Annotated in this window: 16 protein-coding genes; 5 read left to right on the top strand and 11 right to left on the bottom strand. The window is 58.2% G+C overall.

Going from position 1 to position 16253, the window contains the following annotated elements; all coding sequences use genetic code 11:
* Positions 1 to 222: 222 nt before the first annotated feature.
* The 9 genes from msrQ to mrcB form a co-directional block, all read right to left on the bottom strand.
* Complete coding sequence (msrQ, locus tag CAG47_RS18015; protein WP_085726191.1) at positions 223 to 843, bottom strand: protein-methionine-sulfoxide reductase heme-binding subunit MsrQ; 621 nt, start codon at positions 841 to 843, stop codon at positions 223 to 225.
* Positions 843 to 1856, bottom strand: coding sequence for a protein-methionine-sulfoxide reductase catalytic subunit MsrP (gene msrP / locus CAG47_RS18010; protein ID WP_085726190.1), 1014 nt, complete (start codon positions 1854 to 1856; stop codon positions 843 to 845). Before msrP ends, msrQ begins: the two co-directional genes overlap by 1 nt.
* 58 nt (positions 1857 to 1914) lie before the next feature.
* Positions 1915 to 2769: a CDP-diacylglycerol--serine O-phosphatidyltransferase gene (gene pssA, locus CAG47_RS18005; RefSeq protein ID WP_085726189.1), complete on the bottom strand. Its 855-nt coding sequence runs from the start codon at positions 2767 to 2769 to the stop codon at positions 1915 to 1917.
* Between the two features lie 144 nt (positions 2770 to 2913).
* Positions 2914 to 3930, bottom strand: a complete 1017-nt coding sequence (gene ilvC / locus CAG47_RS18000; protein ID WP_085726188.1) for a ketol-acid reductoisomerase — start codon at positions 3928 to 3930, stop codon at positions 2914 to 2916.
* A gap of 45 nt (positions 3931 to 3975) precedes the next feature.
* Positions 3976 to 4467: an acetolactate synthase small subunit gene (gene ilvN, locus CAG47_RS17995; protein ID WP_003205610.1), complete on the bottom strand. Its 492-nt coding sequence runs from the start codon at positions 4465 to 4467 to the stop codon at positions 3976 to 3978.
* A 2-nt stretch (positions 4468 to 4469) separates the two neighbouring features.
* A complete protein-coding gene (locus CAG47_RS17990; protein ID WP_085726197.1) occupies positions 4470 to 6194 on the bottom strand; it encodes an acetolactate synthase 3 large subunit in 1725 nt (574 codons plus the stop codon).
* Positions 6195 to 6677: 483 nt separating this feature from the next.
* Positions 6678 to 7013: a YqcC family protein gene (locus tag CAG47_RS17985; protein ID WP_085726187.1), complete on the bottom strand. Its 336-nt coding sequence runs from the start codon at positions 7011 to 7013 to the stop codon at positions 6678 to 6680.
* Positions 7013 to 7750, bottom strand: a complete 738-nt coding sequence (locus tag CAG47_RS17980) for a tetratricopeptide repeat protein (protein WP_085726186.1) — start codon at positions 7748 to 7750, stop codon at positions 7013 to 7015. The genes CAG47_RS17985 and CAG47_RS17980 overlap by 1 nt, the downstream gene beginning before the upstream one ends.
* Before the next feature lie 16 nt (positions 7751 to 7766).
* Positions 7767 to 10085 (bottom strand): penicillin-binding protein 1B, encoded by a 2319-nt coding sequence (gene mrcB, locus CAG47_RS17975; RefSeq protein WP_085726185.1) that lies wholly within the window; start codon positions 10083 to 10085, stop codon positions 7767 to 7769.
* A gap of 116 nt (positions 10086 to 10201) precedes the next feature.
* Here mrcB and CAG47_RS17970 point away from each other — a divergent pair, with 116 nt between their 5' ends.
* The 4 genes from CAG47_RS17970 to CAG47_RS17955 all read left to right on the top strand — a co-directional run bounded on the left by CAG47_RS17970 (position 10202) and on the right by CAG47_RS17955 (position 13509).
* Positions 10202 to 11758 (top strand): bifunctional aminoglycoside phosphotransferase/ATP-binding protein, encoded by a 1557-nt coding sequence (locus CAG47_RS17970; protein ID WP_085726184.1) that lies wholly within the window; start codon positions 10202 to 10204, stop codon positions 11756 to 11758.
* Positions 11759 to 11848: 90 nt separating this feature from the next.
* Positions 11849 to 12193 (top strand): pentapeptide repeat-containing protein, encoded by a 345-nt coding sequence (locus CAG47_RS17965; protein WP_085726183.1) that lies wholly within the window; start codon positions 11849 to 11851, stop codon positions 12191 to 12193.
* Positions 12194 to 12437: 244 nt separating this feature from the next.
* On the top strand, positions 12438 to 12710 hold the full coding sequence (locus CAG47_RS17960; protein WP_007971093.1) for a TfoX/Sxy family protein: 273 nt from the start codon (positions 12438 to 12440) through the stop codon (positions 12708 to 12710).
* A gap of 481 nt (positions 12711 to 13191) precedes the next feature.
* Positions 13192 to 13509: a Rieske 2Fe-2S domain-containing protein gene (locus CAG47_RS17955; RefSeq protein ID WP_085726182.1), complete on the top strand. Its 318-nt coding sequence runs from the start codon at positions 13192 to 13194 to the stop codon at positions 13507 to 13509.
* Here the strand turns inward: CAG47_RS17955 and sfsA are convergent.
* Both sfsA and CAG47_RS17945 read right to left on the bottom strand, forming a co-directional pair.
* Complete coding sequence (gene sfsA / locus CAG47_RS17950; RefSeq protein WP_085726181.1) at positions 13506 to 14219, bottom strand: DNA/RNA nuclease SfsA; 714 nt, start codon at positions 14217 to 14219, stop codon at positions 13506 to 13508. The genes CAG47_RS17955 and sfsA overlap by 4 nt on opposite strands.
* A complete protein-coding gene (locus CAG47_RS17945) occupies positions 14219 to 15391 on the bottom strand; it encodes a pyridoxal phosphate-dependent aminotransferase (RefSeq protein WP_085726180.1) in 1173 nt (390 codons plus the stop codon). Before CAG47_RS17945 ends, sfsA begins: the two co-directional genes overlap by 1 nt.
* A 321-nt stretch (positions 15392 to 15712) precedes the next feature.
* On the opposite strand from CAG47_RS17945, the gene dksA reads away from it, so the two are divergent.
* Positions 15713 to 16153, top strand: a complete 441-nt coding sequence (gene dksA / locus CAG47_RS17940) for an RNA polymerase-binding protein DksA (RefSeq protein WP_085726179.1) — start codon at positions 15713 to 15715, stop codon at positions 16151 to 16153.
* The last annotated feature ends 100 nt before the right edge of the window (positions 16154 to 16253 follow it).

Here is a 16253-nt window from a genome sequence, read left to right as displayed (position 1 = left end):
TTCAACCACTTGCGCTTCAGATCTCTCGTCAGCGGGAGGCGAATTCTACAGCGTTACTCGCTGCTGTCAACACCTCTTTTTCAACTCCCTGGCGGCTTCTATGAACTGAAGCAACCTGCTGTCAAAACTGCGTAACTCGTTGTTTATCAAGGAGTTTTTCGTTTCGACTGCGCCGGAAGTGGGGCGAATTATAGACATCTGGAATCTGCCGTCAACCACTAATTACGCCTTTTTGGCAGAAGTGACCTTTTTGGCCATAAAACGCGGGATTCGACGAGCCAACGGCGGCAGCCGCAGCACTAAAAGCAACGCACCTATAGATGCATAGATCGCCCACTCCTTCAGGTCGGCGCGCACAATCCACAGCATATGCAGCAATCCAAGCACGAGAATCAAATAAGCCAGACGATGCAGCTTCCTCCATAGCCCTCCCAAACGTCGCTGACTGTATCGATTGGAAGTGCACGCCAACGCCAGCAAACACAAGAAACCCAATGCCCCGACAATAATGTACGGACGCTTGCGCAGCTCCACTCCAAGCTGCGACCAATCGAAACCAAGGATAAATGCCAGATAGGCACTCAAGTGCAGCGCTACATAAGCAAAGCACCACAACCCCAGTTGCCGCCGGACCGCAATCCACCCCGCCCAACCAGTCAACCTCTGCAGCGGCGTCATGCTCAATGTAACAAGCAAAAGAACAAGTGCGCCCAGTCCCAATCGATCAACCAACACTTTGCCCGGGTCCGGTCCAAGTACATCTGTCCAGGCCTGGTACAACCACAACAGCGGCCACACCATCGTTACAACAAAAACAGACAGGCGCCAAAGCGAATATCGCATCAGTAGTTCTTCCGCAGATCGAGCCCTGCATATAGAGAAGCGACTTCATCCGCGTAACCATTGAACATTTGCGTGTCACGCACATTCGGCTTGAACAGGCCGCTCGGCAAACGCCGCTCCCGAGCCTGAGTCCAGCGCGGATGGTCTACCGTCGGATTAACATTGGCGTAGAAGCCGTACTCGTCCGAAGCAATACTCTGCCAGGTGGTTTTTGGCTGCTCACTTACCAAACTGATCCGAACGATCGACTTGATGCTTTTAAAGCCGTACTTCCATGGCACCACCAGACGCAGTGGTGCACCGTTCTGATTCGGCAACTCACGCCCATACATTCCCACCGCAAGAATCGCCAAAGGGTTCATCGCCTCGTCCAACCGCAGCCCTTCTACATACGGCCAGTCAATCAAGGCAAAACCAGAGCGCTGACCCGGCATGCTTTTGGGGTCCCGCAGGGTTTCAAAACGGATGAATCTGGCTTTCGAGGTCGGCTCGACTTCCTTGAGCAAGGTCGAGAGAGGAAAACCGATCCAGGGAATGACCATCGACCAGGCTTCGACGCAGCGCAGCCGGTAGATTCGCTCCTCCAACCGATACGGCTTCATGAAGTCTTCCAGTGCATATCGCCCTGGCTTGCCTACCTCCCCGTCCACCACCACTGTCCACGGTTCCGTCTTAAGGGTGCCGGCATTGGCGGCCGGATCACCTTTTTCGGTGCCGAACTCGTAGAAGTTGTTGTAGTGGGTCGCATCCTTGAACGGCGTGATTGCCTCGTCCTTGACGGTGATCGCACCCCACCGGGTAGCCGGAAGTTTTTCACTGAACCACGAAGGCGCCTTGCCGGGTTCAACATCCGAGTAGCGCACAGCGTCGCCAGCGCTGGCCCATTGCGACAGGCTGCCCAGGGCAAAGCCGGCAACCGTGGCGCCAAGCACTTTGCGTCGAGACAGATAGAGGGATTCAGGCGTGACGTCCGACTCGTGGCAGTCGGACGCTTTGGAGACTTTGATCAGCATGGTTACTCCGCAGCTTTGGAGGACAGATGCACCCATAGACTGCGGAGTATGAGGGAAATTACGCGCTCTTGTTACGGCGAAGACGTAACAGGTATTGAACCGGACCGGAGGCCGCATAGGCGAGAAACACCAGCAGCAGAATGCGCGGAGGGTCACTGAACACCACCGCGAACACCAGTACCACAGCGAGAATCGCCACGAAAGGCACTCGCCCCTTCAGGTCCAGCTCCTTGAAGCTGTTGTACTTGATGTTGCTGACCATCAGCATACCGGCGGCGGCAACCATCAGCGCAACCAGGAAAGACATCTTGGAACCCTGGATACCGTAGTCGCTGAACGCCCAGACGATGCCTGCAACCACACCCGCAGCGGCAGGACTGGCCAGACCGATGAAGTAACGCTTGTCCGCAGTGCCGACCTGAGTGTTGAAGCGCGCAAGACGCAATGCCGCGCCCGCCACATAGATGAAGGCAACCATCCAGCCAACCTTGCCCATGTCGCCCAGCGCCCAACCGAAAGCCAGCAATGCCGGTGCCACACCAAAAGCAACCATGTCCGACAGCGAGTCGTACTCGGCACCAAAGGCGCTCTGGGTATTGGTCATGCGGGCCACGCGACCATCGAGGCCGTCGAGCACCATTGCGACGAAGATCGCGATGGCCGCAAACGCGAAATACTTGCTCGCATTGGCCGAGTCACCAGCACTCAGGGCTGCCTGGGCGCTCATCGAGTTGATGATGGAATAGAACCCTGCGAACAGGTTCGCAGTGGTGAACAGGTTCGGCAGAAGATAGATACCACGATGCCGGACTTTACGACCTTCAGCGTCATGGCCCTCCTCGACATGTTCATCGACGGGCAGCAGGCTTTCGGCGTCAGAAGCCTGGTTTGGCTCTTCGGGGCGTTCGCTCATGGACATTACCTTGCAACGGGGTGGAAAGTTTGGACAGGTGTCTGGGACGACGGTTCGGCCACAAATGATGCAGCTTTATACCAGAACCGACCTCCCAAACGAAAAAACGCGGCCTAAGCCGCGTTTTTCGTACAAGCGCGTGACTTAGTTTTTAGCTTTGTCGACGATCTTGTTGGCACTGATCCACGGCATCATGGAGCGCAGTTGCTCGCCGATGATTTCGATACCGTGAGCGGCGTTGTTACGACGCTTGGCGGTCATCGAAGGATAGCCGGTAGCGCCTTCGCTGATGAACATCTTGGCGTATTCACCGTCCTGAATACGTTTCAGGGCATTGCGCATGGCCTGACGGGATTCGGCGTTGATCACTTCCGGACCGGTCACGTACTCGCCGTACTCGGCGTTGTTGGAGATCGAGTAGTTCATGTTGGCGATGCCGCCTTCGTACATGAGGTCAACGATCAGCTTCAGCTCGTGCAGGCACTCGAAGTAGGCCATTTCCGGCGCGTAGCCAGCTTCAACCAGGGTTTCGAAACCGGCTTTTACCAGCTCAACGGTACCGCCGCACAGAACGGCCTGTTCGCCGAACAGGTCGGTTTCAGTCTCGTCCTTGAAGGTGGTTTCGATGATGCCGGTACGGCCACCACCAACGCCAGCTGCGTAGGACAGCGCAACGTTTTTGGCATTGCCGGAAGCGTCCTGGTAGATAGCGATCAGGTCAGGGATACCGCCGCCCTTCACGAACTCGGAACGTACGGTGTGACCTGGAGCTTTCGGCGCGATCATGATCACGTCGAGGTCAGCGCGCGGCACAACCTGGTTGTAGTGGATCGAAAAACCGTGGGAGAAGGCCAGGGTAGCGCCCTTCTTGATGTTCGGTTGGATTTCGTCGCGGTACAACGCGCCCTGGAACTCGTCCGGGGTCAGGATCATGACCAGGTCGGCAGCAGCAACAGCGGTAGCCACGTCAGCCACTTTCAGGCCGTGAGCTTCAGCTTTGGCAACAGTGGCCGAACCTTTACGCAGGCCAACGGTAACGTCAACGCCGGAGTCCTTCAGGTTGCACGCTTGAGCGTGACCCTGGGAACCGTAGCCGATGATGGCAACTTTCTTGCCCTGGATGATCGACAGGTCGCAGTCTTTATCGTAGAAAACTTTCATGAATTTCCCCTATATCAGGCCGCTCGGGCCGTTCGCTAATTTGGTTTAGATGCTGAGTACTTTGTCGCCGCGGGCAATGCCGGTCACGCCACTACGGACGGTTTCCAGAATCGATGCGGTGCCAATGGACTGAATGAAGCTGTCGAGCTTGTCGCTGGTACCGGTCAGTTGAACGGTATACACGCTGGCGCTGACATCGACGATCTGCCCACGGTAAATATCGGTAGTGCGCTTGATCTCGGCGCGCTGGGCGCCGGTGGCCTTGACCTTGACCAGCATCAGTTCGCGCTCGATGTGAGCACTTTCCGACAGGTCGACCAGTTTTACCACTTCGATCAGTTTGTTCAGGTTCTTGGTGATCTGCTCGATGATCTCATCGTGGCCCACAGTGGTCAGCGTCAGACGCGACAGGGTCGGGTCTTCGGTTGGGGCCACGGTCAGGCTTTCGATGTTGTAGTTACGCTGCGAGAACAGGCCAACCACACGAGACAGAGCGCCAGGTTCGTTTTCCAGAAGCAAGGAAATAATGTGCCGCATGATTAGGTACGCTCCGTCTTGCTCAGCCACATATCGCGCATCGAGCCGTCTTTGATCTGCATCGGGTAGACGTGCTCGCTGGTATCGACCGAAATATCGATCACCACCAGGCGATCCTTCATGGCGAACGCTTCTTCCATCTTCGACTTCAAATCCTTCGAATCGGTGATGCGCACACCAACGTGGCCATAAGCCTCCGCCAGCTTGACGAAATCAGGCAGCGATTCCATATAGGAGTGAGAGTGACGGCTGCCGTAGCTCATGTCCTGCCACTGGCGAACCATGCCCAACACACCGTTGTTCAGGATGACGATCTTTACCGGCAAACCATATTGCAGGCAGGTCGACAGCTCCTGGATATTCATCTGGATGCTGCCCTCGCCGGTGACGCATGCAACGTCAGCGTCAGGGAAGCTCAGGCTGATACCCATGGCCGCCGGCAAACCGAAGCCCATGGTGCCCAGGCCACCGGAGTTGATCCAGCGATTAGGCTTGTTGAACTTGTAGTACTGTGCAGCGAACATCTGGTGCTGACCCACGTCGGAGGTCACAAAGGCATCGCCCTTGGTCACTTCGCACAGGGTTTCAATAACGGTCTGCGGCTTGATCTTGCTGCCGTCGCCCTTGTCGTAAGGGAACAGGCCGCGATCACCACGCCACTCATCGACCTGCTTCCACCAACTGGCCACCGCTTCCTTGTTCGGGGTTTCGCCGATCTCCTTGAGGATCGCGACCATTTCGGTCAGGACACTCTCGACCGGACCAACGATAGGCACATCAGCCTTGATGGTCTTGGAGATCGAAGCCGGGTCGATGTCGATGTGAATGATCTTGGCATTCGGGCAGAACTTCGGTGCGCCGTTGATCACGCGATCGTCGAAACGCGCGCCGACGGCAAGGATCACGTCGGCATGGTGCATCGCCAGGTTGGCGGTGTAGCTGCCGTGCATGCCAAGCATGCCGATGAACTGGCGATCGGTACCAGGGAAACCACCGAGGCCCATCAGGGTATTGGTCACTGGCAGGTTGAGCATCTTCGCCAGTTCGGTCAGTGGTGCGGAACCACCGCCGAGGATCACGCCGCCGCCCGAGTACAGCACTGGACGCTTGGCCGCCAGGAGCATTTCTGCCGCCTTGCGGATTTGACCGGAGTGACCGCGAACAGCCGGGCTGTAGGAACGCAGCTTGGCTTTTTTCGGGAAGACGTATTCGAACTTCTCGGCCGGGTTGGTCATGTCTTTCGGAATATCGACAACGACCGGACCAGGACGACCGGATTGCGCCAGGTAGAAGGCTTTCTTCATGACTTCCGGGATTTCCGACGCATGCTTGATCATGAAGCTGTGCTTCACGATCGGCCGGGAGATACCGATCATGTCGGTTTCCTGGAATGCGTCGGTGCCAACCATGGTGCTCGGCACCTGGCCGGAAATGATCACCATCGGAATGGAGTCCATGTACGCCGTGGCAATACCGGTGATGGCGTTTGTCGCGCCCGGACCGGAAGTCACCAGTACCACACCGGCTTTACCGGTGGCACGGGCGTAGCCGTCAGCCATATGGGTAGCCGCTTGCTCGTGACGAACCAGGATGTGGGTCACTTCCGGTTCTTTGAACAGGGCATCGTAAACATGAAGAAGAGCACCACCCGGGTACCCGTAGATATATTTGACGCCTTCGTCGCGCAAAAAGCGGACGAGCATCTCACCGCCAGATAAAAGCTCCACGTTGCTCACCTCTAAAACGCCAGAATACCGCCCACGAAAAATGGGACGGGTCTTAATAGGTTTACTTCTCAGCAGAGCATGAGCGACGGTGGTCGCCGACTACGTCAGCACTGACTGAGCAAGTATTGGGATCGTCCCAAGTGTTGCGGGCCTTTCCCACCCAGCGCGAGGTAACGCGTTGCGGGTGTAACAGGTCGACGCGGATATGCGCCTCATGATCTGCTGAGAGGGTCTGCTTCTGGCAGTCCCTGTACAGCGGACTTTGGATTCTTCTGTTTCGTCCCTTGCAAGTCAAGTCGTCTATGAGCTTTATTCTGGTAAGCACATGAGAACGCAAGAAAAAACCTCTAAATCCGCCGCTTGTTGGCTTCGATTGCGCAACTTTTGCCGAAAAATTGGCACGCGCATGCGCTTACCCTGCGATGGCCGACAAAACAGAAAGGGATTGTGAACAACTGCCAGCGGACGCTGGCAGCTTCTGGCTCAGCGAGACGCCGTGATCAACTGATCAAACTGTTTGAGCAATTCCTGCAGCTGCCGATCCTTGCCCTGGACATTGCGCCCGGCAAAGACCATTTCAGCCATTTCCTGAATGCCCGACGCATTGGGTAGCGGCAAATTCTGCTCAAGGATCATTTTCATGCGTGGCAGGAAGATCCATTGCAGCCATTGCTCGAAATCCAGTGTATCGACCGAAAACGGCTCGACACTGGAAAGTGCTTCGGCAGATGGCGAGACTTCATCCCACCATCCTTGCACCCGCAACTCGCGCTCGATCAACAGCAGTTGATTGGCGATTTTCAGAAAGCGCGCATCCATTACAGCGTTACCTTGGCCTTCTGGCGCGCCAATGCCGCACCTTGGGAATCACCCTGCTTTTCACGCGCCTGGCCAATCAGATCCCACAAGTTGGCCTGAAGGTCTGGTCGACCATTGGCAAGGGTCAGCCCACGGCGAGCGAACTGCTCGGCCTGGGCGGCATCGCCTTGAGCCATCCGCACCTGCGCCAGACGGTAAAGCACCTGCGGCTCGCGAGGAGCAACGCGCTGGGCGCGTTCGAGACTGGAGGAGGCACCGTTGAGATCACCGCTCGCCTGTTGCTGTTGAGCAGTGGTCAGCAAAGCCAGCACCGGCCCATCCAGCTGCTCATCGGCAGACAGTCCGCCCGAACTGGCCGACGGAATCCCGCTTGGCGACGACGGCATGCTGTAGTTGCCCTGATTGATTGGCGCCGACTGGACCGGCGACGTGTCAATCGGCCCCGGAGTGATCGGCCCCGGGGTAATCGGCGTGGTGCTGATCGGCGTTGAGGTCGTTGCAGCACCCGGCACCATTACCACGACACCGCTGTCGCCTTGCGGAATCGCCCGGGCCTGTGACTGACCTTGCACGGGGCGTTTGACCGTTGTCTGGCGGAAGCCGCCATTGGCCGAGATCCGCTCACTGTTGGAAACGGCGGTGCCGGAGTCCACGACCGGAATCGAGCCACGTTGTACGGTGGAGCAACCGCTGAGCAAAGCCACGGCGGTAACCGCTGGAATCAACCACTTGTTCACTTGAAACCCTCTTTGCTTAATTCATCCAGCCCTTGACCCAATCCATCACCGACTCTGCAGGGTTTTCACCACCGCAAGCGGCGCCGGGAGGCGGTTCGCTGCCGCGAATATACGGCATCTGTACGGCCCCCGGGCAACCTGCGTCGGAACCTTGCCCGGTTCTCGAGTCAACCCAGGCCTGAACGATGTTATCCGGCTGCGGCATGTCCAGCGGCAACGGGTCGGCCTTGCGCATGAAGCTGGTCCAGACCTGCAGTGCCCCGGTGGCGCCGGTGAATGGCGTCTTGCCGTTGTCATCGCGCCCCAGCCAGACCACCGCCAGCAAGTCCTGGCTGAATCCGGCAAACCAACTGTCCCGCGAATCGTTACTGGTACCGGTTTTACCCGCCAGGTTCAGAGTCCTTGGCAACACGTTGTAAACCGAACTGCCGGTACCTTCGCGCATCACCCGCTGCATGGCGCTCTGGATCAGGTAAATGGAGGCCGGGTCGAATCGCTGCTGAATCTGGAATGGATAACGCTTGAGCGGTTCACCCTCGGCCGTCAGCACACTGCGAATCCCGCGCATCGGCGTATTGAAGCCGCCGTTGGCGAGCGTCTGGTACATGGTCGCCACTTCGATCGGCGTCATGCCGCCGGCCCCGAGCAACATCGATGGAAACGCCGGGAATTCACGAGACACCCCCAGGCGCTCCACCGTCTTCAGGACGTTCGGCACACCGACCGCCAGACCGAGCCGCGCGGTCGACAGATTGTAGGAATGCGCCAGGCCTTGATAGAGGAAAACGGTCCCGTGAGAACGACGATCATAGTTCTGCGGTTTCCAGACCTGGCCATCGGCGCCCTTGACCGAGAACGATTCGTCCGACAGCCAACTGGTCAAGGTGTACTGGCTTGGCTTCTCCAGCGCCGTCAGGTAAACCGCCGGCTTGATCAAAGAGCCGATCGGTCGCACAGCGTCCAACGCCCGGTTGAACCCGGCAAAGCTGGACTGGCGACTGCCGATCATCGCCTGTACTTCGCCAGTCTCGGGATTGGTCACGACCATGGCCGCTTCGACGTCATCGGAACCCTTGCGCCCCGCCAGGCGCTTGAAGGTGTCGTTGACCGAGGCTTCAGCCTTCATCTGCAGGATCGGGTCGAAACTGGTGAAGATGCGCAGGCCTTCTTCGGTCAAGTCTTCGTCGCGATAGTCTTCGCGCAACTGACGCTTGACCAGATCGAGGAAGCCGGGGAACGAGCTGTCAGCCAGACTGCCGCGCTTGGTCACGCCCAGTGGCATCTTCTTCGCGGCTTCAACCTGCTCGGCAGTCGCTACGCCCTGCTCTTGCAGCACATCGAGCACCAGGTTACGCCGCTCGAGGGCTCGCTCCGGATAACGACGCGGGTTATAGGACGAAGGCCCCTTGACCATGCCCACCAGCAGCGCGACCTGATGCAGCTTGAGTTCAGCCAGCGGCTGGCTGAAGAAGAACTGGCTGGCCAGGCCGAAACCGTGCACCGCGCGCTGACCGTCCTGCCCGATGAACACCTCGTTGAGGTAGGCCTCAAGGATTTCGCGCTTGTCGTAATGCAGCTCAAGCAGCAACGCCATCATCGCTTCGGTGAGCTTGCGGCTCAGGCTGCGCTCGTTGGTCAGGTAGAAGTTCTTGACCAACTGCTGAGTCAGGGTACTGCCGCCCTGACGCATGCGACCGGACGAGCCATTGACCCAGATTGCACGGGCGATCGACTTCGGCGAAACACCAAAGTGATGATAAAAATCACGATCCTCGACCGCCACCAGTGTTTCCAGCAGGTACGGCGGCACCTGATCGATCTTGATCAGGATCCGGTCTTCGAGGTTTTTCGGGTACAGCCCGCCGATCAGCAGCGGCTCCAGGCGCACGACTGAAAGTTTCGAGTCTTTTGCACCCGACAAGTCGGCCACGTAGTCGCCGGAGAAGCGCACCCGAACCGGTTGCGCTTGTTCCATGCCTTCATAGAACTGGAAGCCACGGGTATTCAGATCAACGGTATTGCCGTTGACCGACGCCGCGCCCGGACCGTTGGCCACGCTTTCACGGCGATAGCCCAGGGCGTCGAGCTCGGTCAGGAAATCGTCCCTGCTCAGCTTTTGTCCGACGAACAGCTCGAGTGGGCGCGCGTAAACCTTGGCCGGAATGGTCCAGCGCTTGCCGGAGAACTTCTCCTGGACGATCGCATCAAGGTAAACAGCGAATCCAGCCAGCACTACCAGGCCGACCAGACTGAGTTTAATGGCCCAGCCCAGCCACGGGCGCAAGCCCCTGGAGGGTGGTTTTTTTGGGGTACGGGGAGTTCGGGTACGAGTCATGGCGGCGGATTATACGCACTTTATTCACGCTCAACAGGAGCGCTCCAAGGTTTGCGTCGAGCGGACTTGCGGCCATAATGACGACCTTGAATTTCCCAGACTCTGAAGGATCGCCTGTGAGCCAGTCCCTGATCGCTGCCCTGCAAAACCCTGCCCTCTACCCGCATCCTGTTGAGGGATTCCAGGTCATCGAGACCCATATTTCCTGGGTACTGCTCACTGGCCACTATGCCTATAAAGTGAAGAAGCCGGTCAATTTCGGCTTTCTCGACTTCACCAGCCTTGAGGCTCGCGCACACTTCTGCGCTGAAGAACTGCGCCTGAACCAGCGCCTGACCGACGAGTTGTATCTCGAAGTGCTGCCCGTCACCGGCAGCGCCGAGGCTCCACAACTGGGCGGCGAAGGTCCGGCCATCGAATATGTACTGAAGATGCGCCAGTTCCCGCAAAACGGCTTGCTCAGCACCCTGCAAGCCAATGGCGAACTGACCACCGCGCACATCGACGAGATGGCCGAGCAAATCGCCCGCTTCCACCTCAACGCACCGAAAGTGCCGGCCGGACACGAAGCCGGCACCCCGGACAGCGTCATGGCACCCGTGCGGCAGAACTTCGAACAGATCCGTCCATTCCTCAGCGACAAAGCCGACTTGCTGCAACTCGATGCCCTGCAAGCCTGGGCCGAAAGCAGCTTCGAACGCCTTAAACCACTGCTCGCCCAGCGCAAGGCCGAAGGTTTCATTCGTGAATGCCACGGCGATATCCACCTGGGCAACGCAACTGTGATCGACGGCAAGGTCGTGATCTTCGACTGCATCGAATTCAACGAACCGTTTCGCTTCACCGACGTTTATGCCGATACCGGCTTCCTGGCGATGGACCTGGAAGATCGCGGCCTGAAGTGCCTGGCCCGTCGCTTCATCAGCCAGTACCTGGAACTGACCGGTGATTACCGCGGCCTCGAACTGCTGAACTTCTATAAAGCCTACCGCGCACTGGTTCGCGCCAAGGTCGCCCTGTTCAGCATGCCAGCCGAAGCCACGGCGGTGCAGCGCGCCACGACCCTGCGCCAGTACCGCAACTACGCCAACCTGGCGGAAAGCTACAGCACCATTCCTTCGCGCTTCATGGCCATTACCCACGGTGCTTCCGCCGTCGGCAAGAGCCATGTCGCCATGCGCCTGGTCGAAGCCCTGGGCGCGATTCGCCTGCGCTCCGATGTTGAGCGCAAGCGCCTGTTCGGCGAGCAAACCGTCGAAAATGACGTACAGGCCGGCATCTATAGCGCCGACGCCAGCGTGGCGACCTATGGCCGCCTGCACGAAATCGCCGACGTCATCCTGCGTGCGGGCTTCCCGGTGGTGGTCGACGCCACTTACCTCAAGCATGATCAACGTGACAGCGCCGCGAAGGTAGCCGAGGCCACGGGTGCCCCCTTCCTGATCCTCGATTGCAATGCACCCCAGGCCGTCATCGAAAGCTGGCTGGCCGTGCGCCAGGCAGACAGAAAGGACCCGTCCGACGCCACTTTGGCCGTTATCGCAGCTCAGCAAGCCAGCCGCGAAGCCCTGACACCCGCAGAAATTCTCTGCAGCAAGCGCGTCCAGACCAATGAAAGCGGGACGCTCGATACCGTTGTGGAACAGATTCGCCAGCGCCTGCCAGGCCTGTAGGAAACTATTTCAGTCGTGAGGCCGCCCTGGCTTCACGACTGTCAAATAGCGGCACTATACTGGCGTCATAAAACCATCAGGTGATGTGACATGAGCCAGCCGAAACTTCTCGACACACCGCTTTACACCCTGTTGCACAAAGACGACATAAGAGGCTTCAACAGTGAACGCCCCAAGGATGGTCCTATCGACATGGCGGGTGGAGACTTTCGGGGGCTGGACCTGCGCGAACTGAACGCCGATGGTGTGGATTTCAGCGACGCCTACTTCCGTTCCGCCGACTTGCGCGGCATCGATTTTCGCAAGGCAAACCTTGAAGGCGCGAGCCTGGCCCACGCGCAGATCTCCGGTGCGTATTTTCCAGTGGAACTCAGCGCCGACGAAATTCTGATGTCGATGAACTTCGGCACGCGACTGCGCTACCGCACCCGCTGATCAAGATCGCCGACTGACGTGTCCAGTGCTCCCGCTGCCCTGGACTGCCGGGATGTTTACCCGTAATTGCCGATTATTCCCCGCCTCTTTCTCCCGCGTTCGCAGACTTTTCTCACACCGCCAATGCTCGTCTCTTAGAAGCATTTGCGCCGAAAACGAGCAAACAATCACGCTTTTCCTACTGATGGCTACACTCCTCAGAAGATTGCCCACGCTCTCCATTCGGCCATCGCAAGGAGGCTTGATGAATGATGAACTGCAACACCTGAAGAATCTTGGCAAGACATCAGCGCAATGGCTGCATGCGGTGGGCATCCATAGCGCTTCGGACTTGCGTCGCCTCGGGGCGGTGGATGCTTATCGGGCCGTGCGCACGCGCGGTTTCCGGGCGTCCAAGGTGTTGTTGTACGCAATTGAAGGCGCCCTGATGGACGTTCACTGGAATGACATTCCCGCAGAGCGCAAGGAAGCGCTGAACAAACAACTGGAAGCAATCTCTTCACGCCACAAGAACTGATCCGACAAACAGCGCTATAGCTTTTCAACCTGCCCCCAATGAATACGGGGCCTGCAGGCAGAAACTCGACAAATCGCAAAGAAACCGAAAAACAGCGGTTGACTTGGTAATGAGAATCGATATGATTATCACAACTGGTCGCGAGACCGGTCGATATTCTGAAAAGCCCTTGGTTCGGACTCTCGGATTATCTCCTCATCAGGCTAATCACGGTTATTTGACCCGGCGCTTGCCGGGTCTTTTTTTGCCTGTGGAAAAGTACTGGCGGACGCAGGTGATGGATACTCCATGGCGATCACGCTGACACGGCTGGCCAGGCGCACAAACAGCTTTACTTGAAGGTTTCCCGGGCATCGAACGATCAAGCCAAGTATCCTCGAAGACAGGCACTTGTCCCCCGGCGGGCAAGACGGCCAAATGAAAGCATTTAGCCGTCTTGCCTGGACATATCCGATAACGAGCGGCGGGACCGAGGATAGACATGAAGTTGCTTTGCGCAGGTGCCGAGCTGGTCAATGACAGCAGCCGCGGTTTCGACATCGATGGCCAAAAGTTCTTTGCGGTGCGCCGCAGCGGCCAGGTCTACGTCTACATCAATCGCTGCCCGCACCGGGGCGTCGCCCTGGAGTGGCATCCCGACCAGTTTCTCGACCCCAGCAACAGCCTGATCCAGTGCGCAACCCATGGCGCACTGTTCCTGATCGAAGACGGCGAGTGCGTCGCCGGCCCTTGTGCGGGGCAATCCCTGATCGGCGTGGCCTGTCGCGAGGATGAACAAGGCATCTGGATCAGCCTTTAGTCACCCGGGAACACGTCCAGACGCCGGTCGACAACCATATCTTCATTGCTCAACCGCACACCGTATGCCAATACCTCGACCCCACAGGCAATAGCCTCACGCAAGGCCTGCGCATAAGCCGCATCGATTTCCTGTGCCGGGCGCACAGCGTCGATGCCGGTCAGGCAAACACAGTACAATTGCACCGCGCGAATACCGTCCCTGGCCAAGTGAGCCAGCTCCCGCAGATGCTTGGCACCACGCTGGGTGACTGCATCGGGAAACGCCGCCACCGCCGTCCCCTCGAAGCCCAGGGTCACGCTTTTGACTTCTACGTAGGCCGGCCCATCGGGATAATCAAGGCGGAAATCGATGCGACTGTTTTCCTGACCATAAGCCACTTCACGCTTGAGTCCGGTAAAACCGTTGAGCTCGGTGATGACACCCGCTCGCAGCGCCTCTTCGACCAAACCATTGGCCCGGGCGGTGTTCACGCAAAACAGCCGCCCTTGCGGGGTTTCACCGATCTCCCAGGTGCCAGGCAACTTGCGTTTCGGGTCGTTGGAGCGACTGAACCAGACCTGCCCGCCCTCGACCTGACAATTAAGCATCGAGCCGGTGTTCGGGCAGTGAATGGTCAGCAACTCGCCGCCAACGGTTTCGATATCGGCGAGAAAACGCTTGTAGCGACGAATCAGGCGACCTTCTTCGAGGGGAGGATGAAATCGCATCAGCCTTGCCAGCTCCGCAGCCCACGGGCAATACGCTCGACCGCCTCCTGCAAACGCTCAAGACTTTGCGTATAGGCGAACCGCACATGATGCCCGGCCTGATAGCGCCCGAAATCCAGCCCCGGGGTGAATGCCACATGCTCGGTTTCTAGAAAGTGCTTACAGAACGCGAAGGCATCGCCGCCGAACTTGCTGATATCGGCATACAAGTAGAAAGCGCCTTCAGGCTCCACGGCAATGCCGAAGCCCAATTCACGCAAGGCTGGCAGCAGGTAATCCCGACGCCGGCCGAATTCGGCGCGACGCTCTTCCAGAATGCTGATGGTTGCTGGCTCGAAACAGGCCAGTGCAGCATGTTGCGCCATGCTTGGAGCACTGATGTAGAGATTCTGGGCGAGTTTCTCCAGCTCACCGACGGCCGCGTCGGGGGCCACCAGCCATCCCAGTCGCCAACCGGTCATCCCGAAATACTTCGAAAAACTGTTCAGAACGAATGCACTGTCGTCGACTTCCAGCACGCTGGCAGCATCGGTGCCGTAGGTCAGTCCGTGATAAATCTCGTCGACCACCAGGTGACCGTGGCGCTCCTTGATCGCCACGGATAACTTCGCCAGCTCGTCGCGGGTCAGGATCGTGCCGGTCGGGTTGGCTGGCGAGGCCACCAATGCACCGACACTGTCGTGATCCCAATGGCGCTCGATCAGGCCAGGCGTCAATTGATAACGCACATCCGGGCCGACCGGCACCAGTTGTGCCGCGCCTTCGACCAGCCGCAGGAAGTGCCGGTTACACGGGTAGCCCGGGTCCGCCAGCAGCCAGTGCTTACCGGGATCGACCAGCAAAGCGCTGGCCAGCAGCAAGGCACCGGAGCCGCCAGGCGTGATGAGGATGCGCCGCGGGTCGATATTCAGGCCATAACGCTGCTGATAAAAGCCCGAAATGGCCTCGCGCAACTCCGGAATTCCGCGTGCGGCGGTGTAACGGGTCCGCCCTGCCGCCAGCGCAGCCTGGCCAGCCTGGATGATCGGCTCGGCGGTGGTGAAGTCCGGCTCACCGATTTCCAGGTGGATCACATCGTGCCCGGCGGCCTGTAGTTCATTGGCTCGCGCCAACAGTGCCATGACATGGAAAGGTTCGATTGCACGACTACGGGCACTATAGGACTGAGCCATTGGCCTTCCTCAACGGAAAAAGAACCGATTCTACCCAAGCACAGGAACGAGAGAGAACCTAAAGCGGTCAGAGGCCTTGTGACCCCAGACACAAACGACTCAAGCGCGTATCCAAGGTTTGACTAAAATCAATAATTGAGCAGGCTTCCAGAGCTGCCAGACAACGGTTTGTCGTCATTGGCAAGCACCCTGTGCCGCGCGGGAGTAGCGCGGCCCGAGTTGATCTGGTAAGTTCGCCCGCTTGCAGCCGCGGGGCCGGCAGGTGTCGGTGATGGAGCAATCCTGCGCAGATGGATTACAAGAGTAGAGGCGGTCTATTTCATGTCCACCCAAGCAAAGCAGCAAAACCAGACGATCAGCGGCTTCGAGCCCTATGTTCAGAAAGCCGGCGAAGAGTACATGGGCGAGCCCATGCGCAAGCACTTCACCAAGGTCCTGAATCAGTGGAAACAAGAGCTGATGGAAACTGTCGACAAGACCGTGGACCACATGAAGGACGAAGCGGCCAACTTTCCCGATCCGGCAGACCGTGCCAGCCAGGAAGAGGAATTCGCCCTCGAACTGCGTGCCCGCGATCGTGAACGCAAGTTGATCAAGAAGATCGACAAGACACTTCAGTTGATCGAAGACGAAGAGTACGGCTGGTGCGAGTCCTGCGGCATCGAGATCGGCGTCAAGCGCCTCGAAGCGCGCCCTACCGCCGACCTTTGCATCGACTGCAAGACCCTGGCGGAAATCAAGGAAAAGCAAGTCGGCAAATAATTGCGACTTGAGCGAAGAACGGAGCGTGCGAACGCTCCGTTTTTGTTTCCAGGGTTCACCTCGCCCCCCACAGGTGCCTGGCGCAAGCCCGAAACAGTGA

Origin of the sequence: Pseudomonas sp. R37(2017) (assembly GCF_002113375.1) — a bacterium.
Lineage (GTDB): Bacteria > Pseudomonadota > Gammaproteobacteria > Pseudomonadales > Pseudomonadaceae > Aquipseudomonas.
The sequence above is the reverse complement of the archived record's forward strand: the minus strand, read 5'-3'. Positions and strand labels throughout refer to the sequence as shown.